Source organism: Terrirubrum flagellatum (assembly GCF_022059845.1).
Lineage (GTDB): Bacteria > Pseudomonadota > Alphaproteobacteria > Rhizobiales > Beijerinckiaceae > Terrirubrum > Terrirubrum flagellatum.
In genome coordinates, this window is the sequence record NZ_CP091851.1 from 4,813,394 (window position 1) to 4,837,194 (window position 23,801).

24 protein-coding genes are annotated in these 23,801 nt (G+C 63.2%); 12 read left to right on the forward strand and 12 right to left on the reverse strand.

Annotated features, from left to right (window positions below; all coding sequences use genetic code 11):
* Positions 1-3 precede the first annotated feature (3 nt).
* The 3 genes from L8F45_RS23380 to metX form a co-directional block, all read right to left on the reverse strand.
* On the reverse strand, positions 4-540 hold the full coding sequence (locus tag L8F45_RS23380; protein ID WP_342360235.1) for a GNAT family N-acetyltransferase: 537 nt from the start codon (positions 538-540) through the stop codon (positions 4-6).
* 114 nt (positions 541-654) lie between these two features.
* Positions 655-1,281 (reverse strand): methionine biosynthesis protein MetW, encoded by a 627-nt coding sequence (metW, locus tag L8F45_RS23385; RefSeq protein ID WP_342360236.1) that lies wholly within the window; start codon positions 1,279-1,281, stop codon positions 655-657.
* The gene (metX, locus tag L8F45_RS23390) at positions 1,281-2,453 is read right to left on the reverse strand and encodes a homoserine O-acetyltransferase MetX (protein WP_342360237.1); all 1,173 of its coding nucleotides are present in this window, start codon (positions 2,451-2,453) and stop codon (positions 1,281-1,283) included. Before metX ends, metW begins: the two co-directional genes overlap by 1 nt.
* 157 nt (positions 2,454-2,610) lie before the next feature.
* Here metX and L8F45_RS23395 point away from each other — a divergent pair, with 157 nt between their 5' ends.
* From L8F45_RS23395 to L8F45_RS23410, 4 genes are all read left to right on the forward strand, one after another.
* On the forward strand, positions 2,611-3,456 hold the full coding sequence (locus L8F45_RS23395; protein ID WP_342360238.1) for a chorismate mutase: 846 nt from the start codon (positions 2,611-2,613) through the stop codon (positions 3,454-3,456).
* 33 nt (positions 3,457-3,489) lie between these two features.
* The gene (gene hisC / locus L8F45_RS23400; RefSeq protein WP_342360239.1) at positions 3,490-4,599 is read left to right on the forward strand and encodes a histidinol-phosphate transaminase; all 1,110 of its coding nucleotides are present in this window, start codon (positions 3,490-3,492) and stop codon (positions 4,597-4,599) included.
* Complete coding sequence (locus L8F45_RS23405) at positions 4,592-5,539, forward strand: prephenate/arogenate dehydrogenase family protein (protein WP_342360240.1); 948 nt, start codon at positions 4,592-4,594, stop codon at positions 5,537-5,539. Before hisC ends, L8F45_RS23405 begins: the two co-directional genes overlap by 8 nt.
* Before the next feature lie 103 nt (positions 5,540-5,642).
* A complete protein-coding gene (locus L8F45_RS23410) occupies positions 5,643-6,056 on the forward strand; it encodes a hypothetical protein (RefSeq protein WP_342360241.1) in 414 nt (137 codons plus the stop codon).
* A 13-nt stretch (positions 6,057-6,069) separates the two neighbouring features.
* Here L8F45_RS23410 and L8F45_RS23415 read toward each other — a convergent pair whose 3' ends face one another.
* The 4 genes from L8F45_RS23415 to ccmA form a co-directional block, all read right to left on the reverse strand.
* Positions 6,070-6,525, reverse strand: coding sequence for a GNAT family N-acetyltransferase (locus L8F45_RS23415; RefSeq protein ID WP_342360242.1), 456 nt, complete (start codon positions 6,523-6,525; stop codon positions 6,070-6,072).
* Positions 6,526-6,534: 9 nt separating this feature from the next.
* A complete protein-coding gene (locus tag L8F45_RS23420; RefSeq protein WP_342360243.1) occupies positions 6,535-7,527 on the reverse strand; it encodes a DUF2125 domain-containing protein in 993 nt (330 codons plus the stop codon).
* Between the two features lie 63 nt (positions 7,528-7,590).
* Positions 7,591-8,250: a heme exporter protein CcmB gene (gene ccmB / locus L8F45_RS23425; protein ID WP_342360244.1), complete on the reverse strand. Its 660-nt coding sequence runs from the start codon at positions 8,248-8,250 to the stop codon at positions 7,591-7,593.
* Positions 8,247-8,882 (reverse strand): heme ABC exporter ATP-binding protein CcmA, encoded by a 636-nt coding sequence (ccmA, locus tag L8F45_RS23430; RefSeq protein ID WP_342360245.1) that lies wholly within the window; start codon positions 8,880-8,882, stop codon positions 8,247-8,249. Before ccmA ends, ccmB begins: the two co-directional genes overlap by 4 nt.
* Before the next feature lie 281 nt (positions 8,883-9,163).
* Here ccmA and acnA point away from each other — a divergent pair, with 281 nt between their 5' ends.
* Entirely contained in the window at positions 9,164-11,890 is a 2,727-nt protein-coding gene (gene acnA, locus L8F45_RS23435; protein ID WP_342360246.1) for an aconitate hydratase AcnA, read from the forward strand.
* Between the two features lie 143 nt (positions 11,891-12,033).
* Positions 12,034-12,792, forward strand: a complete 759-nt coding sequence (locus L8F45_RS23440; protein ID WP_342360247.1) for a DUF1223 domain-containing protein — start codon at positions 12,034-12,036, stop codon at positions 12,790-12,792.
* Between the two features lie 27 nt (positions 12,793-12,819).
* Here the strand turns inward: L8F45_RS23440 and L8F45_RS23445 are convergent, their stop codons facing one another.
* Positions 12,820-13,437, reverse strand: coding sequence for a TPM domain-containing protein (locus tag L8F45_RS23445; RefSeq protein WP_342360248.1), 618 nt, complete (start codon positions 13,435-13,437; stop codon positions 12,820-12,822).
* Positions 13,438-13,720: 283 nt separating this feature from the next.
* Between L8F45_RS23445 and ggt the strand changes: the two genes are divergently transcribed.
* The 3 genes from ggt (at position 13,721) to L8F45_RS23460 (ending at position 17,452) form a co-directional block, all read left to right on the forward strand.
* Positions 13,721-15,460, forward strand: coding sequence for a gamma-glutamyltransferase (ggt, locus tag L8F45_RS23450; RefSeq protein WP_342360249.1), 1,740 nt, complete (start codon positions 13,721-13,723; stop codon positions 15,458-15,460).
* A 176-nt stretch (positions 15,461-15,636) separates the two neighbouring features.
* Entirely contained in the window at positions 15,637-16,278 is a 642-nt protein-coding gene (locus tag L8F45_RS23455) for a LysE family translocator (protein ID WP_342360250.1), read from the forward strand.
* Between the two features lie 100 nt (positions 16,279-16,378).
* The gene (locus tag L8F45_RS23460; RefSeq protein ID WP_342360251.1) at positions 16,379-17,452 is read left to right on the forward strand and encodes an anthrax toxin-like adenylyl cyclase domain-containing protein; all 1,074 of its coding nucleotides are present in this window, start codon (positions 16,379-16,381) and stop codon (positions 17,450-17,452) included.
* A 13-nt stretch (positions 17,453-17,465) separates the two neighbouring features.
* Here L8F45_RS23460 and L8F45_RS23465 read toward each other — a convergent pair whose 3' ends face one another.
* Genes L8F45_RS23465 through L8F45_RS23475 form a run of 3 tightly spaced genes read right to left on the reverse strand, consistent with a single transcriptional unit; the run spans position 17,466 to position 19,722 of the window.
* Positions 17,466-17,960: a hypothetical protein gene (locus tag L8F45_RS23465; RefSeq protein ID WP_342360252.1), complete on the reverse strand. Its 495-nt coding sequence runs from the start codon at positions 17,958-17,960 to the stop codon at positions 17,466-17,468.
* Positions 17,957-19,201: a dual-specificity RNA methyltransferase RlmN gene (gene rlmN / locus L8F45_RS23470; protein WP_342360253.1), complete on the reverse strand. Its 1,245-nt coding sequence runs from the start codon at positions 19,199-19,201 to the stop codon at positions 17,957-17,959. The genes L8F45_RS23465 and rlmN overlap by 4 nt, the downstream gene beginning before the upstream one ends.
* Positions 19,192-19,722: an invasion associated locus B family protein gene (locus L8F45_RS23475; RefSeq protein WP_342360254.1), complete on the reverse strand. Its 531-nt coding sequence runs from the start codon at positions 19,720-19,722 to the stop codon at positions 19,192-19,194. The genes rlmN and L8F45_RS23475 overlap by 10 nt, the downstream gene beginning before the upstream one ends.
* 292 nt (positions 19,723-20,014) lie before the next feature.
* On the opposite strand from L8F45_RS23475, the gene nagB reads away from it, so the two are divergent.
* Genes nagB through L8F45_RS23490 form a run of 3 tightly spaced genes read left to right on the forward strand, consistent with a single transcriptional unit; the run spans position 20,015 to position 22,644 of the window.
* Positions 20,015-20,779 (forward strand): glucosamine-6-phosphate deaminase, encoded by a 765-nt coding sequence (gene nagB / locus L8F45_RS23480; protein ID WP_342360255.1) that lies wholly within the window; start codon positions 20,015-20,017, stop codon positions 20,777-20,779.
* Positions 20,769-21,914, forward strand: a complete 1,146-nt coding sequence (gene nagA, locus L8F45_RS23485) for an N-acetylglucosamine-6-phosphate deacetylase (RefSeq protein ID WP_342360256.1) — start codon at positions 20,769-20,771, stop codon at positions 21,912-21,914. Before nagB ends, nagA begins: the two co-directional genes overlap by 11 nt.
* Before the next feature lies 1 nt (position 21,915).
* On the forward strand, positions 21,916-22,644 hold the full coding sequence (locus L8F45_RS23490) for a class I SAM-dependent methyltransferase (protein WP_342360257.1): 729 nt from the start codon (positions 21,916-21,918) through the stop codon (positions 22,642-22,644).
* 86 nt (positions 22,645-22,730) lie between these two features.
* Here the strand turns inward: L8F45_RS23490 and L8F45_RS23495 are convergent, their stop codons facing one another.
* Positions 22,731-23,777 (reverse strand): hypothetical protein, encoded by a 1,047-nt coding sequence (locus L8F45_RS23495; protein WP_342360258.1) that lies wholly within the window; start codon positions 23,775-23,777, stop codon positions 22,731-22,733.
* Positions 23,778-23,801 lie beyond the last annotated feature (24 nt).

Sequence of the window (23,801 nt, forward strand, 5' to 3'; positions counted from 1 at the left end):
TCTTCAGCGCGTGGGTCTATCAATTGCATAAAGCAGCGTCGGCGCGCCATGAAGCTCGGTTTCCTCGCGGAATGTGAGACCGGCGCGTTCGAGCACCGGGATCGATCCGGGATTCCAGGCGCGCACGCGGCCGATGACGCGTTGCGCGCCGATTTCATCGAAGGCGAACGATACGGCGTGGCAAGCGAGTTCAGTGGCGAAGCCGCCGCGCCAGCGCGAAGGATGGAGGTGATAGCCGAGATTGAGCGCTTCGGCTCTGCTGACGCCATAAAGTGAGAGGCCGCCAAAACCGATCGCTTCTCCCCCGAAGAGGACGGCCCAGCGACCGAAGCCGTGCGTCGCCCAATGGTTGATATCGCGATTGAGCATGTCGCGACTCTCGGCTTCGGTCGCTGGCGTCGGATCAGGTTTGTGCTTTGTCACCTCGGGATGCGAGAAGATCGCGAAATGCGCGGCCTCATCGCCGGGCTCAGGCGGGCGAAGCGTAAGCCGCGCGGTCTGTCGCGGGCGCGACCAATCTGATTTCTGGTCTGGCGTCATATTTTTGATCGAAGCGGCGTTCTGTCTCTTGAGATGGTTCATGCATCTTGCGACGACCACCATGCGACACGGTGTCCTCGATGGGAATAATCGATCGCGTGATTGGTCGCGTCGCTATTTTCGCCTGAGCACGAAGACCGCCTGTTCGCCGAACAGATTCCAGAACCACCAGGGCGCTTTCGGCGCGGCATAACCGCCGGCGTTGAGCGCGACCGCGCTCTCCATCACGGCGCCGATCTCGTCGCAGAGCGCGACGAAATCGCGAATGGTGCAGAAATGAATGTTGGGCGTGTCGTACCAGCTGTCTGGCAGATTCTCCGTCATGGGCATGCGGCCCTTGAACATGAGATGCGACCGGATGCGCCAATGGCCGAAATTCGGAAATGAGACGATGGCGCGCCGGCCGACGCGCAGCATATGCTCCAGCACCTGGCGCGGATTGCGTGTCGCCTGGATCGTCTGCGACAGAATGACATAGTCGAAGCCATCGTCGGGGTAATCGACGAGATCGGCATCGGCGTCGCCCTGGATGACCGCAAGCCCGCGCGCCACGGCGCGGCTGACATTGTCGCGCGAAAGCTCGACGCCGCGCGCGTCGCAGTTCTTCGTGTCGCGCAGCAATTCGAGCAGCAGCCCTTCGCCGCAGCCGACGTCGAGCACGCGCGTGTTGGGCTCCACCATCGAAGCGATGAGCAGGAGATCGATGCGCGCCGTGGCGCCGGAAGCGGCTTCGACCGACATCAGGCGATTCCCCGCGTTTTCGCTGCGGCGTTGATGAAGCCGCGCGCCGTCGCGAACAGTTCTGGCTCGTCGAGCAGGAACGCGTCATGGCCCTTGTCGCTCTCGATCTCGACGAAGGAGACGGAAGCCGCGGCGGCGTTGAGCGCATGCACGATGGCGCGGGAGTCGCTGGTCGGAAACAGCCAGTCCGACGTGAAGGAGACGACGCAGAAGCGCGTCTTCGTTCCCTTGAAGGCGCCGCTCAGCGCGCCGCCATAGTCGGCGGCGAGATCGAAATAGTTCATCGCGCGCGTGAGATAGAGATAGGAGTTGGCGTCGAAACGCTCGACGAAATTGACGCCCTGATAGCGCAAGTAGCTTTCGACCTGGAAATCCGCGTCGAACGAAAAAGTCATCGCCTCGCGGTCCTGCAGGTTGCGGCCGAACTTGCGATGCAGCGCCGCCTCCGAGAGATAGGTGATGTGCGCGGCCATGCGCGCGACCGCGAGCCCCTTCGCCGGATTGACGCCTTGCGCGAGATAATCGCCGCCGCGCCAGTCGGGATCGGCCATGACGGATTGTCGGCCGACTTCGTCGAAGGCGATGTTCTGCGCCGAGTGGCGCGCGCCGGTTGCGATCGGCATCGCCGCGAAGACGCGCTCGGGATAGCTCGCCGCCCATTGCAGCACCTGCATGCCGCCCATCGAGCCGCCGATGACGCAGAGCAATTGGTCGATGCCGAGATGGTCGATCAGCATCGCCTGCGCGCGCACCATGTCGCGAATGGTCACCACGGGCAGATCGAGCGCATAGGGCCGGCCCGTCGCGGGGTTGAGACTCGCGGGCCCCGTCGTGCCCATGCAGGCGCCGACCACATTGGCGCAGATGACGAAGAAGCGGTCGGTGTCGATCGGCTTGCCCGGTCCGACCATCACGTCCCACCAGCCTGGTTTGCCCGTCACGGGATGGGTGTTGGCGAGGTGCTGGTCGGCTGTCAGCGCGTGGCAGGCCAGAATGGCGTTCGATTTCGCCGCGTTCAGCGTCCCGTAGGTCTGATAAGCGATCTGGAGATGCTCGATCATCGCGCCTGAATCCATGCGCAGCGGCTGGTCCGGTCCGAACCGGAGCACAGGGCTCGATGGCTCGTTCGCTTCGGAACGGGCGGCGGCCGAAAGGGGACTCAAGGCGGACATTAAGGGCGGAGGTTTCGGTCGTTGGGGGAGGAGCTATATCCCATCTGTTCGATTTGTCGAACATTTTTCCTTTGGAACGGACAAATCGAGGATTCAATCTCCTTTGCGTTCCCTGCCGCCGGCCCTATGAAGAGCCGCCTTCGCTTCCGCCCGTCCCATGTCCGCCGCGCCTTCTTCCGCCGCCCAGCCCTCTCTTGCCGATCTCCGCAATGAGATCGATCGCATCGACGAGACTATGCATCGACTCCTGATGGAGCGCGGCGAAATCATCAACACGCTGATCGAGATCAAGAAAACGGCGGCGTCAGGCTCGGCTTTCCGGCCCGGCCGCGAAGCCGAGATGATGCGCCGGCTGGCCGGGCGGCATAAAGGCATTCTGCCGCTCGACACGGTCGAGACGATCTGGCGCGTTATCATCGGCACCTTCACCTATGTGCAGGCGCCTTACGCGGTGCATGCGGACGTCTCCGGCGGCGACGCCGCCATGCGCGACTCCGCGCGTTTCCATTTCGGCTTCACCGTGCCCTTCACGCCGCATTTCGGCACGTCGGCCGTGATCGAGGCGGTGGCGACGTCGGCTGGCGATCTCGGCATTTTCTCCGCGGCGAGCGGCTCCAGCGGCGGCGCCTGGTGGCGCGCGCTCGAAGGCGAGGGCCGGCCGAAGATCATCGCCCGCCTGCCTTTCATCGAACGGCCGGATCATCCGGCGGGCACGCCTGTTTTCGTCATCGCCAAGCCGATCGGTGAAGCGACCGTGCGCGAAGTGATCGTCTATTCCGTTCGGCTCGAGCGTTGGCGTCCAGCGATCGATGCGGCGATTGCGGAGCTTGGCGGCTCGCTCGATGGCAGCGCCGGCGACGCGCAGGGGCTTTCGGCGCTCGTTTCGATTCCCGGCGCCGATGCGGAGTCGAAGCTTTCGGCCGCGCTTGGCGCCAGCGGCGCGGGCGCCTTTTCGATCCATGAGATCGGCAGCCATGCGCAACGCTTCAGCGTCGCAACCTGAACGCCGTTACTCTCTCGTCCTGAAGTGAAACCGATGTCCGCAAAACGCCCCGTTCCCCGCGCCAGCGTGATGGCGATCGAAGCCTACCAGCCCGGCAAGTCGACTGCGCCGGCCGGCGTGAAGCTGCACAAGCTCTCCTCCAATGAAACGCCGCTCGGGCCGAGCCCGAAGGCGGTCGAGGCGTTTCAGAAAGTCGCGGCGAAACTCGAACTTTATCCCGATGGGTCTTCGACGCGCCTGCGCGAAGCGATCGCGGCGAAATACGGCCTCGACGCCGGCCATATCATCTGCGGCAACGGATCGGACGATCTGCTTTCGCTGATCTCCAACACCTATCTCGAGCCCGGCGACGAGGCGATCTATTCGCAGTACGGATTCGTCGTCTATCCCATCGCGATTCAGGCCGCCGGCGCGAAGCCGGTGATGGTTCCCGAAAAGAATCTCACCGCTGATGTCGATGCGATCCTCGCGGCGGTGACGCCGAAGACGAAGATCGTCTTCCTCGCCAACCCCAACAATCCGACAGGCGTCTATCTCCCCTTCGACGAGGTGAAGCGCCTGCAGGCCGGCCTGCCGCCGCATGTGCTGCTCGTGCTCGATGCGGCCTATGCGGAATATGTCCGCCGCAACGACTATGCGTCGGGCGTCGAACTCGTGGGAACGAGCGAGAACGTCATCATGACGCGCACCTTCTCGAAGATTCACGGGCTTGCGGCGCTGCGCATCGGCTGGGCCTATGCGCCCACCCATGTGATCGATGCGATGAACCGCATCCGCGGCGCGTTCAACGTCAACTCAGCGGCCATCGAAGCCGGCATCGCGGCTCTCGCCGATGATGCGCATATGGCGAAGGCGCTCGATCACAATGATCGCTGGCTTTCCTGGCTGACGGACGAGTTGACGAAGCTCGGGCTTTCCGTGACGCCGAGCGTCGCGAATTTCCTGCTCGTCCATTTCCCGACGACCCCAGGCAAGACAGCGAAGGAAGCCGATGCGTTCCTGACCGCGCGCGGGCTGATCCTGCGCCGTCTCGAACCCTATCATCTCGCGGGCGCGCTGCGCCTGACGGTCGGCGATGAAGAGGCGAACCGAAAGGTCGTCGCGGCGCTGACAGAGTTCATGAAGGGCGACGCGCGTGCCTGATCATCTCGGCTCAGCGCTTCCGGCGCCGCTCTTCAATTCGGTCGCACTGATCGGGCTCGGCCTCATCGGGTCCTCGATCGCGCGCGCGATACGAAAGAAAAATCTCGCGGCTCGCATTGTCGCAATCGACGCCGACTACGATGTGGCGGCGCGCGTGCGTGAACTCGACATTGCCGATCAGGTTGAGACGGACGCAGCTCTTGGCGTGCGTGATTGCGATCTCGTCATTTTGTGCGTGCCCGTTGGCGCCAACGCGTCAGTCGCGCAGGCCATCGCGCCGGCGCTGGCCAAGGGCGCGATCCTGTCCGATGTCGGTTCTGTCAAGACCGCGGTGGTGCGCGATGTCGCGCCGCATCTGCCTGACCATGTCCATTTCATTCCGGCGCATCCTGTCGCCGGCACCGAGCAGTCGGGCCCTGACGCAGGCTTCCCCACCCTGTTTCTCAATCGCTGGTGCATCTTGACGCCGCCTTTCGGAACCGACGCAGAAGCGGTCGAGAGATTGCGCGGTTTTTGGGAGATGATCGGCGCCAATGTCGAAACCATGTCGCCGGAGCATCACGACCGGGTGCTCGCGATCACCAGCCACATCCCCCATCTCATCGCCTACAACATCGTCGGCACCGCCGCCGATCTCGAAGAGGTGACGCAGTCGGAGGTGATCAAATTCTCGGCCGGCGGCTTCCGCGACTTCACCCGCATCGCCGCCTCCGATCCGACCATGTGGCGCGACGTGTTCCTCAACAACAAGGAAGCGGTGCTCGAAACGCTTGGCCGTTTTCAGGAGGATCTGTTCTCGCTGCAGCGGGCGATCCGCTGGGGCGAGGGCGACAAGCTGTTCGATCTGTTTACGCGCACCCGCGCCATCCGCCGCGGCATTGTCCAGCAGGGACAGGAGACGGCCGCGCCGGACTTCGGGAGATCGCGGCCGGAATCATAACGGCCGCGAAATTTCTGCAAACTCGTTCGAAATTTACTCAGATTCGCAATTAATCCTTCGAAAACGGAGCGCAGCCTTCTCCCAAAGTCCGGAGAAACGCCTGATGCTCAAGCGATTCCTGACGATCTGGGTGGCGCATGGCGCGCTGTTGTGGGCCTACGCTAACGCCGCACTCAATTCCCCTTCCATGGCGGCAACGTCGCTGGCGCTGGCCCTCGTGACGGCCGGCGTCTTCATGCTGGTCTTTGCAGGAACGAGGCGGGCGCTGCAATTCGAGGATGTTGGCGCCTTCGCAGCGGCATGCGCATTGATTGCCGTTTTCTCCGCCGTATTCTTTCAGCGTCAGGCCGAGATCGCCGCGCTGGTCCGCGGCGTCCAGCCCGCCATCATGCAGCAGGCGCCAACGATTGCAGGTTGGAGAGAGCTCATGACCCTTCTCGCTCTGCTTTTTGTCGGCGCCGCTGCGGGCCTCTGGTTCGGCGGCGAGCAGAAGAAGGTCATGCGGCGCAGAGCCTAGCGGTCGAGCGCGATCAGGCCAATCGTCGCCAGACATAGCGGACGTCAGGCTCACGCTCTTCATTGGCGGAGCCGTCGGTTTCCTCGATGGCGGTGAATCCCCGCGTTTCGTAGAAGCGTCGCGCCGCGAGATTTTTCTGAAACGTCCAGAGTTGAAGCTCGGCATGGGTCGCCCGCGCTTGTGTGAGCAGCGCCGAGCCGACTCCGCGACCGTGGTGAGCCGGCAGAACATAAAGCTGATCGATCCAGCCTTCGCGGAAGGCGATGATGCCGATCAGATCATGCGCGGCAAACGCGCCCCACAATTCGCATTGCTGGAAGAGCCGTTCGCGAAAATAGGCGCGATCCTCGTCCGGCGTATGCAATCCCGCAAGCCAGGGCAGTCGCTCGTCAAAGGAGATGCGATGGACGCGCGCGGCGTCATCCATATCGTCGAGTGTGAGGTTGCGAAGCGCGTAAGCCCTCGACAATGCGCCGCCTCAATAAAGCGGCGCGAGCGTCGCGATGCGCAGAGGCCCGAGCATCACGCGGCCGTCGCGCAGCGTGACGGCGAAGGGCAATCCTTTCGGCGCGCCGCCTGAAGGGCGAATATTGAAGAGGCCGCCGAGAGCGCCGGCGCCGCGCGCCAGCAGTTGCTCGAAGCCCGCCGCCGTTCCCTCGACGCGGCCGGCGACGCGATGTTCGTCATCGAGGGCGAACTCGCCTGTCGCGTCGAGCGCGATGCGTCCGCGCGCGATTTTCAGTTGCGCTACAGTGATTTTCCCGCCCGACAGCCGCCAGCGCTCGGCGATGTCGATCGGATTGCCAGGTCCGATCGCATCACCGCGCGTGAGCGTCGCGCGCAGCGTGAGATCGCCGGGATCGTTCGAGCCGGCGAGATTGTCGATCAAAGCCGATGCGACGCCCTTGCCGTCGACGGCGAGATCAAAGGATGGCGCGTCAGGAGACACGTCCGGCGTCTGGCGCAAATGCGTTTCAAGCGAGCCGGCCTTTGCGATCTGAAATTCGCCTGACGCGTCGACTTGCGCCGCGCGAAAGCCTTCGAGCACGCTGTCATAGGCCGCAAGCCGTCCGCCTGAAATCTGCGTGCTCATGCGAAGCTGCGTCCAGTTCGCGGTGAATTTCTGGCCGGAGGGGAGAATCGCCTGCGCCGGCCCGTCGAGTTCCGCGATGACATGGTTCGGCCGGTAGGCGAGCGCGACGGCGCGCAGCGGCCCAGCAGTGACGGTCACCGGCGCGCGCGCATCTTCGAGCGTGACGGATGAGCAGCTCAGCTCGAAGCGGAAGGGATAGCCGCTGATATTCTGACCGTGACAGGTCCAGCGCCGGCCGGATTCGCTTTCGCGGCTCATCCAGTTGGCGATCGCGGTCCCCGTGACATGCGAGCCGACGAACCAGTAGCCGCTCCAGATCACGCCGAGCGCGATCAGCAGGAGAGGCGGCGCCAGCAGGGCTTTTCGGGAAGCGGCCATCGGAGATTCGCAAAGGGGGGAGTGGCTATGTCGCCGTCGCAGGCGGCGGAAGCAAGGCGCGCCCTAATCTTCCATGCGCAATGCGGCCGCGCTTGCAAGCACGCCGACGACGATGGCGACCAAGGTGATTGCGCAGAGAATGAGGAATGGCGCACGGAAGGGCAACGCGCCGCCGAGAGCCGCCGAGACGCCGAAAATCAGCGTTGGCAAGGTCAGCGGCAGCACAAGTATCGAACTGAGAAGACCGCCGCGGCGGATGCGCGCCGTAAGCGCTGCGCCGATCGAGCCGATGGCGGTCAGGGCCGGCGTGCCGACCAGAAGCGTCAGCGCGAGAGGCGCCATGGCGGAGGGGTCGAGCGCTAGCAGAAGGCCGAGAAGCGGCGAAGCGATCACAAGCGGCAGGCCTGACAGCAGCCAGTGGGCGATCATCTTCGCGAGAACGATCACCTCCAGCGGCGCGTCCGCCATGCGCAGCATGTCGAGCGATCCATCCTCGGCGTCCGCCTGAAACAGCCGGTCGAGGCCAAGCAACATCGCCAGCAGCGCGCCGGTCCACAGCATCGCGGCCGAAATGCGCGACAGGAGAACCGGATCGGGGCCGATCGCGAAGGGAATCACAGCCACGATCATCAGGAAGAAGATCAGGCCAAGCTCGAATCCGCCGCCGATGCGCAGCGACAGCAGCAGATCGCGCCTGACGACCGCGAGGAGCGCGCGGATCATGGCGGGCCGTCCGGCGCCGACGGCCTGACCTTCGGGCCGAGCGCGAGCCGTTCGACGTCAGGCCAGGCGAGCGGCTGGTGACTGGCGCAGACGATGAGACCGCCATCGGCGCGATGGCGCGCGACCGCCGCATCGAGCAGCCTCGCGGCGGGTTCGTCGAGACCGCTCAGCGGCTCGTCCAGAAGCCAGATCGCGCGGGCGCTGCAGCTCAGTCGGGCGAGGGCGGCGCGCCGGCGCTGGCCGGTCGACAACCAGCCGCAGGGCGTGTCGGCGATGCGGATCAAGTTCCACGCGTCAAGCACATCGTCGGCGGAGTGGCGCGCGCCAGTGGACTCAGCCGCCAGCCAGAAATCGACATGCTCGCGGAGATTCAAAGCCAGCTTAAGGGCGTTGGAGACGCCAATCAAGCACGAATGTTCCGGGAGCGGAATATCATCATCCGGCTCGGGCCGGACGCCGCCGCCTGTGGCGTTGAGCAATCCCGCGAGAATCCGCAAAAGACTTGTCTTTCCAACGCCATTCGGCCCGGTCAGGAGGAGCGCTCCGCCGCTGTTCACCGTGAAGGACAGCCCCTCGAACAGGGTGCGCTCGCTCCGGCGGCAGGTCAGGTTCTCTGCAATCAGCCGCACCATCGTTCCGCATCAGGAATGAGTTTGCGCAGAGCGACGCGGCGGCGGCTCGGCTGGCTCATCAATGTGGCGGAACCATGTAGCGGTCAATCCGGAATTGTTCTATAGAACGGCTGTCCGCGCCGCGCCTTTCAGGTCCCGGGCACCCCCGGAGCGGCGCGCGCTCCCTAGCGCCTTGCCGGCAGCGGAACGGCCTGTCCAAATCAGCCGTTCCGGGGCCGTCTCAGGACCTCAACCGGCCGCATTCGCGACCGCTGTGATGTTGCTGCCCAAAGGACCTGTCCATGACATCGCTCGACAGTTTCAAATGCCGCAAGACCATGAAGGTCGGCGGCTCCACTTACGTCTATTACTCGCTCAAGGCGGCCGAAGAGAACGGCCTCGTCGGGGTGGCGCTGTTGCCTTTCTCGATGCGGGTGCTGCTTGAAAATCTCCTCCGTCACGAGGATGGCCGCTCCGTCACGAAGGAGGACATCCTCGCCGTCGCTGATTGGTTGCAGAACAAGGGTTCGGCCGGCAAGGAGATCGCCTTCCGTCCGGCGCGCGTGCTGATGCAGGATTTCACCGGCGTGCCCGCCGTCGTCGATCTCGCGGCGATGCGGGACGCCATGGCGAAGCTCGGCGGCGATCCCGAGAAGATCAATCCACTCGTGCCGGTCGATCTCGTGATCGACCACTCCGTCATCGTCGACGAGTTCGGTTCGCCGAAGGCGTTCAAGAAGAACGTCGATCTCGAATATGAGCGCAATGGCGAGCGCTATCGCTTCCTCAAATGGGGCCAGCAGGCGTTCGAGAATTTCTCCGTAGTGCCGCCGGGCACCGGCATCTGCCATCAGGTCAATCTCGAATATCTCTCGCAGACGGTCTGGACGCGAAAGGAAAAGATAAAGCCGGCCAAGGGCAAGGCGACCACCGTCGAAGTCGCCTATCCCGACACGCTGGTCGGCACCGACTCGCACACGACGATGGTCAATGGTCTGTCGGTGCTCGGATGGGGCGTCGGCGGCATCGAAGCGGAAGCGGCGATGCTCGGCCAGCCGCAATCGATGCTGCTGCCCGAAGTGATCGGCTTCAAGCTGACGGGCAAACTCAAGGAAGGCATCACGGCGACGGACCTCGTGCTGACCGTCACGCAGATGCTGCGCAAAAAGGGCGTGGTCGGAAAGTTCGTCGAGTTCTACGGGACGGGCCTTGATTCGCTCGCGCTCGCGGATCGCGCGACCATCGCCAACATGGCGCCGGAATATGGCGCGACCTGCGGCTTCTTCCCGATCGATGGCGAGACCATCAATTATCTCAAGATGTCGAGCCGCGCCGCCGGCCGCATCGCGCTGGTCGAGAAATACGCCAAGGCGCAGGGCCTTTATCGCACCAAGACGACAGAAGACCCTGTCTTCACCGACACGCTCGAGCTTGATCTTTCGACGGTCGCGCCGTCGCTTGCGGGACCGAAGCGTCCGGAAGGCCGCGTCGCGCTGAACGATGCGAAGACCGGCTTCCTCACAGCGCTGGAAAGCGAATACAAGAAGCCCGGCGAAGCTGCGAAGCGCTTCAAGGTCGAAGGCAAGAATTTCGACATCGGCCATGGCGATGTCGTCATCGCCGCGATCACCTCCTGCACCAACACGTCGAACCCGTCCGTGCTCATCGGCGCCGGCCTGCTCGCGCGCAAGGCGGCGGCGCTCGGTCTTGCGACCAAGCCGTGGGTGAAGACGTCGCTGGCGCCGGGATCGCAGGTCGTCGCGGAATATCTCGCGAAATCGGGCCTGCAGAAGGATCTCGACAAGCTGGGCTTCAATCTGGTCGGCTTCGGCTGCACCACCTGCATCGGCAATTCGGGGCCGCTGCCGGTCGAAATCTCCAAGGCGATCAACGACAACAATGTCGTGGCCGCAGCGGTGCTGTCCGGCAACCGCAACTTCGAGGGACGCGTCAGCCCTGACGTGCAGGCGAACTATCTGGCGTCGCCGCCGCTCGTCGTCGCCTATGCGCTGGCCGGCACCATGCAGCTCGATCTGTCGAAAGAGCCGCTCGGTCACGACAAGAAAGGCAAGCCGGTCTATCTCAAGGATATCTGGCCGTCCTCGAAGGAAATTCAGTCCTTCATCACGAAGTATGTGACGAAGAGCTTGTTCAAGTCGAAATACGCCAATGTCTTCACCGGCGACGCCAACTGGAAGAAGGTGAAGGCGCCGGCGGGCCAGACCTACAACTGGGACATGGGCTCGACCTATGTGCAGAACCCGCCCTATTTCGAAGGCATGACGATGACGCCGGAGCCGATGGAGGACATCGTCAATGCGCGCGTGCTCGGTCTCTTCGGCGACAAGATCACCACCGACCACATCTCGCCGGCAGGCTCGATCAAGGCGACATCGCCGGCCGGCGTGTTCCTGTCGGAGCGGCAGGTGCGCGTGCAGGACTTCAACCAGTACGGCACGCGGCGCGGCAATCATGAAGTGATGATGCGCGGCACCTTCGCCAACATCCGCATCAAGAACTTCACGGTGAAGGACAAGGACGGCGCGACGCCGGAAGGCGGCTTTGCGATCCACCAGCCATCTGGCGATCGCATGTCGATCTACGACGCGGCGATGCGCTACCAGAAAGAAAAAGTGCCGCTCGTCGTCTTCGCCGGCGTCGAATATGGCAACGGCTCATCGCGCGACTGGGCGGCGAAAGGCACGAAGCTGCTCGGCGTGCGCGCGGTGATCGCGCAGAGCTTCGAGCGCATCCATCGCTCGAACCTCGTCGGCATGGGCGTTGTGCCCCTCACCTTCGAGGCTGGCGCGAGCTGGCAGAATCTGGGATTGAAGGGCGACGAGATCGTCACGATCAAGGGGCTCTCCACCGATCTCAGGCCGCGCCAGCGCCTGATGGCGGAAATCCTGCCGTCGAGCGGGCCGGTGAAGAAGGTGCCGCTGCTCTGCCGCATCGATACGCTCGACGAGCTGGAATACATGAAGCATGGCGGCATTCTGCAGTATGTGCTGCGCCAGCTTGCAGCCTGACTGAAAAAGGGGCCGGGAGCGATCCCGGCCCTATCCTGTTGAGAGAAAATACATTTGCCTGACGCTGCGGCTCTCGCATTTTGGTGATCGCCTGTCATGAGACGTGACTTTGCCTGCGCCGCGTCCCGTCTTATCTTACGCTCATGAATTTCCCTCGCGCCGTTGCATGCCTGTTCGCCGCCGCCTTTGGCGTGGCCGGGCTGTCGCGCGCCGCATCGTCGGAAAGCGCCACGTCGCCGCGCATGGTGGTCGAGCTGTTCACGTCGCAGGGCTGCTCATCCTGCCCGCCGGCTGACGCGCTGCTGGCGAAGCTGGCGAAAGAGCCTGACGTGATCGCGCTGTCGCTGCCGGTCGATTACTGGGATTATCTCGGCTGGAAAGACACGCTGGCGACGCCGGCGCACACCAAGCGCCAGAAGGGCTATTCGATCGCGCGCGGCGACCGCCAGGTCTATACGCCGCAGGCGGTTGTCGACGGCGTCGCCCATTGCGTCGGCTCCAATCGCGCGGAGATCGAGAAGGCGGCGAAGGAGTCGCGCGGTCGCGACAGCGCGCTGACCGTCGCAGTGTCGTTGCGTCGCGGCGATGACGGTCAATGGTCGGCGCAACTTCCCGCGGCGCCTGCTGTGACCGGCGCGCAGGTCGTCGTGATGAGCGTGACCAAATCACGCGAGATTGCGATCGGTCGTGGCGAGAACGCTGACAGGAAGATCACCTACACCAATATCGTGCGCGGCATCACGCCGCTCGGAGAATGGAGCGGCGCAGCGAAAGCCATTCCGATCGAGGCGTCTGCGATCTCGGGCGAAGGCGTCGATGGATTCGTCGTTTTCGTGCAGGTCTTCACGCCGCAGGGCAAGCCGGGCGCGATTCTCGGCGCGGCGAAGAGCGAAGGGCTCTGACGCAGCTTTTGCGCGGCCGCGAATTTCTCAGATCACGATCACCTTATCCGGCAACTCGTTGCGATCGTTCTCGCGCGGCGGCGCGGCTTCGGCGAGCATCTGGCCGCACCGGCCGATCGCCGTGACAAGACCATCCGCGAGCTGATTGCGCGCGACTGCATCACGCAGCGCTTCCGCGACCGGACGCCACTGGGCCTCGCTGATCTTCAGCGCGATGCTGTCATCGCCCATGATCTCGACATAGCGCTCGGCCATCGCGACGAAGACCAGCACGCCGGACCGGTTCACCGTGCGATGCAGCCCCTGCGCGAAGAAATGCTCCTTCGCCGACATGCGGGCGCGCCGGTTCCTGATCCAGGGCGGCGTCATCGCCGCGCGGCGCGAGCGCGGGAATGAGAGCGCGATCGCCAGCGCCGCGAAGACGCAGAGCTGGGTGAAATAGATCGTCCAGGCTGTCAGCGTGGTGATCCAGATCAACGGCCAGGGCCAGAGCAGTGCGGCGAGCGTGGCCCAGAGGATCGGCGCCGCCCAATAGTCGCTCGCCGACCGCATCGTGACGCAGATGATCTCCGCGGCCGTCGATTGTTCGGCGTCGGCGATCGCCTTGGCGATGCGCGCGCGGTCCTCTTCCGACATCGGCGTCATGCCGGCGTTCTCCTGGTGTCTGATGCGCCGACCATAGAGAGCGGCGGCGTCAAAGGGGAGGGGCTGAATTGCGCCCCTAGATCACGACGACTTTGGATTGAAACAATCCAAAGTCGTATTTGAGACATCGGATATATCCGATGTCTTAGTAACGTGATCGATTCCAAAAGTTTAGAGCGGGATTGGCGCGAAAAACCGGTTCCCACTTTTTCGCATCCCGCTCTAGGCATGACGCCGCGCGGAACCGCGCCTATGCTTCGGAACCACCTCGAATGAGAGTCCCATGCGCGTTCTCCTTTCCGCCGCCCTCGGCGCGTCGCTCTCCATAATCGCGTCTCCATCGCAGGCGCAGTCGACGGTCGCGCCCGAGGCCGCTACGGGGCGCACCGCGAAGACGCTCGGCGTCACATCGCGCGACATGGTCGCGGCGGCCAATCCGCTGGCGACCGAGGCCGGCCGCGAAATCCTGCGCGCCGGCGGCAGCGCGGTCGACGCTGCGATCGCGGTTCAGCTCGTGCTCAATCTGGTGGAGCCACAAAGTTCGGGTCTCGGCGGCGGCGCGTTCATGGTGCATTGGGACCAGACGCGACGCTCCCTCTCGACGCTGGACGGACGTGAGGTCGCGCCGGCGGCCGCGACGCCGAACCTGTTCATGGGCGCTGACGGCAAGCCGATGGGCTTCATGGCCGCAGTGGTCGGCGGGCGTTCCGTCGGCGTGCCGGGAACGCCGAAGCTGCTTGAAGAAGCGCACAAGCGCTGGGGGCGGCTGCCCTGGGCGCGCCTGTTTGAGCCGGCGCTGAGACTCGCCGACGAAGGCTTCACGGTGTCGCCGCGGCTCAACGGGCTTCTCGGCATGGAGAAGGCGCTCCTCAACGATCCCATTGCGCGCGCCTATTTCTACGACGCTGACGGCAAGCCTTGGCCGGTCGGGCATGTGCTGAAAAATCCGACCTTCGCGCAGACGCTGCGTGCGCTGCAGCAGGGCGGCGCGAAAGCCTATTACGAAGGCGGCATTGGAAAAGAAATCATCGCCGCGGTCACGTCGCATCCGACCAATCCCGGCGGCATGACATCGGATGATTTGAAGAATTATTCCGTCGAGGAGCGGTCCGCCGTCTGCGGAAAATATCGCGCCTACACCATTTGCGGCATGGGGCCGCCGAGCTCCGGCGCGATCGCGGTCCAGCAGATTCTCGGCATGCTCGAGACAAAGGACATGGCGCGCATCGGGCCCGGGCCGGAAGCGCTCCATTTATTTTCGGAAGCCGGACGGCTCGCCTTCGCCGATCGCGCGCTTTATCTCGGCGACCCTGCTTTTGTGAGCGTGCCGGTGCGCGGCCTCGTTGATCGCGGCTATGTCGCGAGCCGCGCAAAGCTGATCGATGCGGAGAAATCGATAGGGCGCGCGAAAGCGGGCGAACCCCCGTTCCGTCGCGCCGACATCTTCGCGCCGTCCGACGGAATCGAACATGGCACCAGCCATATCTCCGTCGTCGACAAGGACGGCGACGCGGTGTCGATGACGACGACGATCGAGGACGGTTTCGGCTCGCGCATCATGACGAAGGGAGGCTTCCTCCTGAACAACGAGCTGACCGATTTCAATTTCGCGCCCGATGAAAATGGCGTTCCTGTTGCGAACCGGGTGGAGCCGGGGAAGAGGCCGCGCAGCTCCATGGCCCCGACAATCGTGTTCGACAATTTCGGTCGGCTCTATGCAGTGGTTGGCTCGCCCGGCGGCAGCCTGATCATCAATTTCGTCGCGAAGACGCTGGTCGCGATCCTCGACTGGAAGATGGATCCGCAGCGCGCCGTCGACTTTCCGAATTTCGGCAGCCGCAACGGGCCGACCGAAATCGAAAAGGGAACAGAAGCAGAGCCGTGGAAAGCCGCGCTCGAAGCGAAGGGGCATGAAGTGAGGCTGATCGAGATGACTTCGGGAACGCAGGCGATCGTGGTGACGCCCGAGGGCTATCAGGGCGGCGCGGATTCAAGGCGCGAAGGCGTCGCGATCGGCGATTGAACTGCGGCTTCCTTGTCCATGGAGCGTCATCCCGGGACGCGGCGGAAGCCGTGGGCCCGGGATCCAGAGGACACGGAAGTGGCGTCGCTATTTTCTGGGTCCCGGGTTCGATGCGTTCTGCATCGCCCCGGGATGACAAGTTCTGCTAGAATGCGCTGGTTCTCTGGATTCGCCTCATGAATTTCATTCCTGACGCCTCGACGATGCTGGCCTTCTCGATCGCTTGCATCGTGCTGTTCATCACACCCGGTCCTGACATGAGCCTGTTCCTTGCGCGGACGATCGCCGGCGGCCGCAGGCTCGGGATCGCGTCTGCGCTCGGCGCGAATGTCGGCTGCATCGTGCATACGACGCTGGCGGCGCTTGGCGTGTCGGCGCTGATCGCGGCGTCGACGACCGCCTTCCTCGTTCTCAAGGTGGTTGGCGCGGGCTATCTCCTGTGGCTCGCCTTCGATGCGATCCGCAACGGCTCCGCGCTCAATGTCCGGGAAGGGCTTGGCGTCGATCCTTCTGCATGGCGCACGTTCCTGACGGGCATTGCGGTCAATCTCACCAACCCGAAGGTGATCCTCTTCTTCGTGACCTTCCTGCCGCAGTTCGTCGACGCCCATGATCCGCATGCGTCGGACAAGCTTCTCTTCCTCGGCCTGTTCTTCGTGATGACGAACATCCCGCTGACGATCTTGATGATCCTTGGGGCGGAGCGGCTGGTGAACGGGCTCAAGCAACGCCCTGCGGTCCTGCGCGCCATCGACTATATCTTCGCCAGCGTGTTCGGCGTCTTCGCCGCGCGCATCCTGATGACGCAAGCGAAATAGGATCGCCGCAGCGGCGGCCCGCTTGCCAGGATTCCTTAGCGGGAGCAGATTTCCGGCCAGCTGGCCGCTTCGCTGAAGCGCCAGCCGGGGGGGGGAATCGATGCTGCGCGGAAGCCACGCCATTCTGGCGACGGGGATGCCCCTGTCGCATGGAAAAGTATTTCAGGAGGTCGCGAACCAGACGAAATGCGTGATCTCGTCGCGCGCCGTCGGCAAATGGGCGACAGGTCTGCTGCTCGAAAGCTATGCGACGAAGGGCTTCCACAACAAGGCGAAGAGCTGCCCTTGGGGGCCGATGGCCGGCTTCGTCATGGCCGATCCCCGCTTCACCAAGAATCCTGATATCGCCGGCCAGCGCACCGACCTGTTCAAGACGGTGAAGGACGGGGGAAGCGAAATTCCGCTCTACATCACCGATGAGCGGCGCAAGGATCTCGAAGGCCCGCTGAAGCGCATGATCCGAAGCGGCGGCAACATCAATGAGATGCAGTACAGCGCTCAGGGGCCGACGGGCCAGACGATGAATTTCGTGCTGCGCCGTGAGTTCGAGGCGCCGGGCGCGAGAGGAAAACAACTCTGGGCCGTGTTCTATGGCGCGAGCGAAGTGCGCCTCTCAAACAGCCTGACGGCCCCAAACCGGGGACGAGCTTCGAATCTGCTGCCTGTGATGGCGATGGTCGATCCTGCCTGTCCGAAGGATGTGAAGGCGACCTACCGCGCCGCGACGACAGGCGATTACGATCTGTTCGCAATCTTTCCGCAGCGCGAAAACTATGATCGGAAGGGCGCGGACGAGCGCATGGTGCCGGGCAGCGATCGCTTCAGGATCGGAATCAGGAGCTACATCCAGCATGAGGATCGACATCGCGGAAATCTGACGCCGCGAATCGCGAACATCAGATATCGGCTCAACAACGGCGTTGGCTCCATCGGCTACACCGGCGGAGACGTCGTCCATCACAGCGACGAGGCCGGACGGCCGATGATCTCGAACATCGATTTTCCGTTCATCGCTTTTGTGCCCGGACAGACCGAGGCCTACTGCGTCGAGAACACCGGCGACTTCAAACGTTTCATTGGCGGGCTCACGGCAAGATACGTCGTGTCGCTGAATGCGGGATGGCACCGCGAGATGGGCGTCTCCGTCAGCCATCAGGGCCATTACGAAGTCTGAAAAGCGACGGCTCTCAGCTCGCCTGAGTCGCCGCCGGAGGCTGTTCGTCGCGCCGCCGGCCGGCGACCAGCCAGTAGGCGAAGCCCGCCGCGGCGCCGGTGAAGAAGAGACAGGCGATCGCGCGTTGCTCGGCCGGCGTCGCCGTGCTCAGCGGCGCGCCTGCCGCGGCCGGAAACAGGAGAGTGAGCGCGCCGGCGAGAACCATATGGACGAGCGCGCCGCGCATGCGCGCCAGCTCCGCGATAACGGCGGTGACGAAAACAGGCGCGAGAAGGATCAGCATCATCAGCGACCAGAGGCGCATGAGAACGCGGGTCGGCGCATCGACATCGTCGGTCTCGACGAACGCCGCCCAGAAAGCCTTCCAGGCCGCAATGAATGCGCTGATGAAAGCTTCCCCGAAGTCGGGAATGTTGGCGCCGAGAACCAGCATCACCAACGTGGCGACTATTGCGCCAAACAGGATTCCGAGCGGAATCAGAAAGAGAATGCGCGCCGCGCCTCTCACTCGACGTTGGCCGCGAACATTCCGGCTTCGCCGACCCCGCTTTCGAGCATGAGGCGGGCGCGGGCGCGCAGTTTCTCGGTCTCGCTCTTCAACTGGCCGCAAGCGGCGAGAATGTCGCGTCCGCGCGGCGTGCGGATGGGCGACGCATAGCCGGCGTTGAACACAATGTCGGAGAAGCGCTCGATCTGCTCCCAGTCAGAGCACTCGTAATTCGTCCCCGGCCAGGGATTGAAGGGGATCAGATTGATCTTGGCGGGAATACCCTTGAGGAGCCGCACCAAATCCTTCGCCTCGGCAAGCGAATCGTTCACACCCTTCAGCATCACATACTCAAACGTGATACGCCGCGCGTTCGACACGCCGGGATAGGTGCGACAGGCGTCGAGCAGATCCTTGATCGGATATTTCTTGTTGAGCGGCACCAGGGTGTTGCGCAATTCATCGCGCACCGCGTGCAGCGAGATCGCGAGCATGGTTCCGATCTCTTCGCCGGCGCGAGGGATCATGGGCGTGACGCCGGCGGTCGAGAGCGTGACGCGGCGACGCGACAGCGCGAGCCCCTCGCCATCTGAGATGACGTCGATCGCCGTCTTCACATTATCGAAATTATAGAGCGGCTCGCCCATGCCCATCAGCACGATGTTGGAGACGAGACGCCCTCCGTCGGTTGGCGCAATGGTTCCCTCGGGCGGCGAATGCCCCGGCCATTCGCCGAGGCGGTCGCGCGCCACCATCATCTGGGCGACGATCTCCGAAGCCTCGAGATTGCGCACGAGCTTCTGCGTGCCGGTATGGCAGAAGGCGCAGGTGAGCGTGCAGCCGACCTGACTCGAGACGCAGAGCGTGCCGCGATCGGATTCGGGGATATAGACGCATTCGATCTCGGCGCCGCGATCATGCGGCCCCTTCCGCGGCATGCGCAGCAGCCATTTGCGCGTGCCGTCGACCGACACCTGCTCGGACACAATCTCAGGACGATCGAGCGTGAATTGCTCGGCAAGCGCGCGGCGAAGCGCCTTGCCGACATTCGTCATCTCCTCGAAGTCGCGCGCGCCGCGCCAATAGATCCAGTGCCAAAGCTGCTGGACGCGCATCTTCGCTTCGCGCGGCGCGACGCCGATGCGCGTCAGCGCCTCCGCAAGGCGGACGCGATCGAGGCCGACAAGACTTGTTTTGAGTTCAGGGAGAGAAGGCTGCGGCGCGATGGGCGCGGCGGCCTCGACTATCAGGGTCACGGACATTCCTTCGCGGCGCGCGCCACGGCGGCGGCGATGCCGGAGAGCGAATAGCTGTCGGTCAGCGCATTGCCGCGCAGCGAGGTGACTTTTAGCACCAGCTTCTCGCCCTTACGCATGGCGTCGAGGAAGCGATTGCTCTCGGCCGGATTCTTCAGCCAGGCGTTGCCCTCTTTGGTGGAGAAGGCGAAGTTCGCGGCGCCGATGGTGGCGGTCGCATCTGAGCCAGGCTTGGTCGGGAAACCGAGGATGACGCTCACTTCGTTGCGGACGTTTTTGGACGGGTCCATCCAGATATAGAAATAGGCGGGATCGCGATTGAGCCCGCCGGGCGCCCTGTCTTTGGGCTGAGCCAGCGCGTAGCAGAGCTTGTCCTTGCCGGTCTGCGCGGCGTAGGCGCTCCAATCATCGGACTTCTCAAGCAAAATCGATTTCGCGGAGGCCGCGGGCTTGGTCTGCGCCAGCGCCGGAAGCGCGGCCGCGAAAGCCAGAAGCGAGGCGGCGATCGGGAGAATGGATTTCGACATCTGGGGATGAACTCGATGGGTTCTGGACTCAGGGGAAACGCGTCGCGCCCACGCTCCGGCGCGCCGCCAAAAAACAAAAGCGACTCGAAGCGGGCGAAATCATGGTTCCCGCCAATGGGTTCCATCCGCGTTAACGCGTGAAACGGTTTCACTTGGCGGGCGGGTATGCCACAATCCGGCCCTGACGGGAACCTCTGTCGAGAGGATGCGGTCAGCCGCCCGTCACAGAGAACTGACATCCGCGCCATCCTGCGTCCGGACGGCGTCGGCGCGGCGGAGGGCCGTTGGTTTCATGAAGGTCCTGATCTGCGCTTCGGCCGCCGAGGTGGTTGCGCGCGCCGCGAAGACGGTCGTCGCGAAGGTGCGGGCCAAACCCGACGCGGTGCTTGGCCTCGCGACGGGCGCGACGTTCGAGCCGGTCTATGAGGAATTGGTCACGGCGCAGCGCGCCGGCGTGATCTCCTTCGCGAAAGCGACGACGTTCAATCTCGACGAATATGTCGGCCTGCCGACTGCACATGCGCAATCCTATCGCAGCGTCATGCGGCGTTGCCTCTTCGATCATGTCGATATCGATCCGGCGCGCGCGCATTTGCCTGATGGAATGGCGAGCGATCCCGACGCGGAGGCTGACCGCTATGACGCGTTGATCGCGGCGGCGGGCGGAATCGATCTGCAACTGCTGGGCATCGGCGTGAACGGCCATATCGGCTTCAATGAGCCGAGCTCGAGTCTCGGCTCGCGCACGCGCACGAAGGATCTTGCGCCGCCGACGATCGCCGCGAACAGCCGCTATTTCGCGCCTGATGAAAACATGCCCCGCCAGTCGATCACCATGGGTATCGCGACGATCATGGAGGCGCGAGAGGTTCTCTTGGTCGCGACTGGCGCGGCGAAGGCGGCGGCGCTGAGAGCGGCGATCGAGGGGCCGGTGAGCGCTTTCTGTCCCGCCAGCGCGCTGCAATTTCACCCGCGCGCCACGGCGCTGTGCGACGAAGAGGCCGCGTCGGGTCTGGCGCTGATGGATTATTATCGCGGCATTGATCATGGCGAGTGACAGCGTTTTCGCGATCGCGGGCCGTCGCGTTCTGGCACGCGAAGGGTTTGTCCCCGACCATGCGGTGGTCGTCCGCGACGGTCGCATCGAGGAGATGACGCCGCGGGCTTCGCTTGCGCCAGACATTCCGGTTCGCGCCGAAGCCGACATCGTCGCGCCGGGCTTCATCGACATCCAGATCAACGGCGCTGCGGATCGCCTCTTCAACGATGATCCCTCCGTCGCGACGATCGAGGCGATCGCATCAGGCGCGCGAAAAGGAGGTACGGCGCATCTCCTGCCGACTTTCATCACGGCGTCCGGAGAGAAACGCGCGCAGGCGATCGCGGCGGCGCATGAAGCAATCGCGGCGAAGAGCGCGGGCGTGTTGGGAATCCATCTCGAAGGGCCTTTCATCAATTCCATGAAGAAGGGCGCCCATGACGCGCGCTGGATGCGCGGCGCGACGCTCGGCGACGTGGAGGCGCTATCATCGCTACCGTCAGGCGCGACGCTTGTGACGCTCGCGCCGGAATGCGCCGATGCCGGCGTCGTGAAGGCGCTCTCTGACGCTGGCGTCGTCGTCTTCGCCGGTCATTCTGATGGCGCGCTTGCGGATTATCGCGCCGCCCATAACGACGGATTACGCGGCTTCACCCACCTCTTCAACGCCATGTCGCAACTGATGGCGCGCGAGCCCGGCGCGGTCGGAGCGGCGTTTGCGCTCGACGAAGCCTATACCGGCGTGATCGCGGACGGGCTGCATGTTGCGCCGGAGAATCTCGTGCTGATCGCGCGCGCGAAACGCCATGACCGCATCGCGCTTGTCACCGACGCCATGCCGACGCTCGCTGGCGAGAAGGATCATTTCATGCTCGACGGCCGTCGCATTTCGCTGCGCGAGGGGAGGCTTCTCGACGAGGCCGGCGTTCTCGCCGGCGCGCATCTCGCCATGGATGAGGCGGTCGCCAACATGATCCGCTTCGCCGGCATTTCGCTTGAGGATGCGCTGCGCATGGCGTCGACGAATCCGGCGCAGGCGATCGACCTTGGCGGCGAGCTTGGGATCATCGCGCCGGGATATCGCGCCAGCCTCACGCTGCTCGGCGATGATCTCAAGGCGCAGCGCGTCGTCGTCGACGGGCGCCTGTTCTGAGATGACGCAGAACGTCTACGACGACGGAACCTTCTTCGCGGGTTACAGCCAGCTTGGGCGCTCGGTCAGCGGGCTTGACGGTGCCGCGGAATGGCCGGCGCTGCGCGCGCTGCTGCCCGATCTCGGGGGCCTGCGTGTGCTCGACCTTGGCTGCGGCTTCGGCTGGTTCTGCCGTTACGCGCGCGAGCAGGGCGCGGCGTCAGTTCTTGGCGTCGACGTGTCCGAGAACATGCTGGCGCGCGCTGTCGCTGAGACAAAAGACGACGCGATTCGCTATGAGCACGCCGATCTCGAGAACTTCGCGCCGCCTGAGTCATCCTTCGATCTGATCTACAGTTCGCTCGCGCTTCACTATGTCGTCGGGCTTGAAGCGCTTCTCGCGCGCATCCACTCTGCGCTTGCGCCGGGCGGGCGATTCATCTTCTCGGCCGAACATCCCATTTACACCGCGCCGCGCGAGCCGCGCTGGATCGAGGACAGCGACGGCCGCAAATCATGGCCTGTCGACCAATATCTCGTCGAAGGTCCGCGCGAGCGCGATTGGCTTGGCGCGAGCGTCGTCAAGCAGCATCGACTGATCGGAACTTATGTCACGCTGTTGCTGAAAGCGGGCCTCACCATCGCGCATCTCGAGGAATGGCGGCCGAGCGAAGCGCAGATCGCCGCGCGGCCGGAGCTTGGGGAAGAGCTGGAGCGGCCGATGTTCTTTCTGATATCGGCCCGAGGTTGAGTTTCGGCGCGATGGTAAAGAAGTTTTACAAATCGACTTGGCCTAGTAATATTCACAAATATTCCTGCGCAAGGCTAGACAGCTACTCACGAACCAAACTCGGCATCAAGGAACGCTAAGGTAGCAGGATCGGTTAGCCTGCACACGATATTCTGATTTGCGAATGCCTTTGGAAATCTTTTTGCGTCGGATTCGCTTACAGTCTTTAGCCATTTTACCGGTACGACATAATTCGCGAGCTCGGCGTTATCTTTATCCTTCTGAAACAAGCTATTTCTTATCGGAAGATCGAGAAAAGGCTTTCCATCAAGTTCTGCTTCGGTAGGGAGTGACGCTCCTCCAGTCACTTCGCCAAAGCCAACATAACCTCTAGTGCCATCTATAGCTTTGCGGTACGCATAAAATCTATCCCCTTGCTTCAGATTAAAGAGTCGCTTTGAATAAAATGCGCCACCACCTGCGTCAACATATCCGAAATTGACATTGTCTTTCCAATCCGAATTGGGATCTGGTCCAACGTTCACGAACCAATAGCCCGTCCAAGGGGCGCGTGCGCGCCTTTGTGCGCGCTCAACAACCTGCTCTTGATCAAGAAGCCAATCAGCCGCAATCATTTCCGCATCGCCGACGCGAAAATAGTTGAAGAAGGCCGTGTTGATTGCGATTCCGCCCACCTCGGAGAGATATTCTACAATCCGGCGACTTGATGGATCGAGTGATCCAGCAACTATGTAGATTTCATGTTCGTCGTTGAGACGTTCTGGTATTGGCTGCTCGAATCGTTGCCGATAGTCCGAACTTAAATCGCGTGCGGCTTTTCGCGCATAGATGTCAAAAATGTCATGGGTATCTAGACCTTTTACCCAACTGGCGTAATCCAAGACTTGTGCAACCACCTCCCGAGGCGTGCGATGTCGTTTCGTCTCGATTATTATTATTTTTCCATCTCGGTCGAGAGCGAGGATGTCGATAAATCCACCAAAGTCGGTCGGAACTTCACGGCCGATCAACAGGGCGTCTAACCCGAGAATGCCCAAGTCTGCCGCAAGCCAGTTTTGCAAACGCTCTTCGCGATCGAGCGAAGCAATCGGCATTTCGACCAAATGATCCCCGCTAGCCTTCCAAATACGCATTCGCTAGCTCCGGAAGATTAGTAG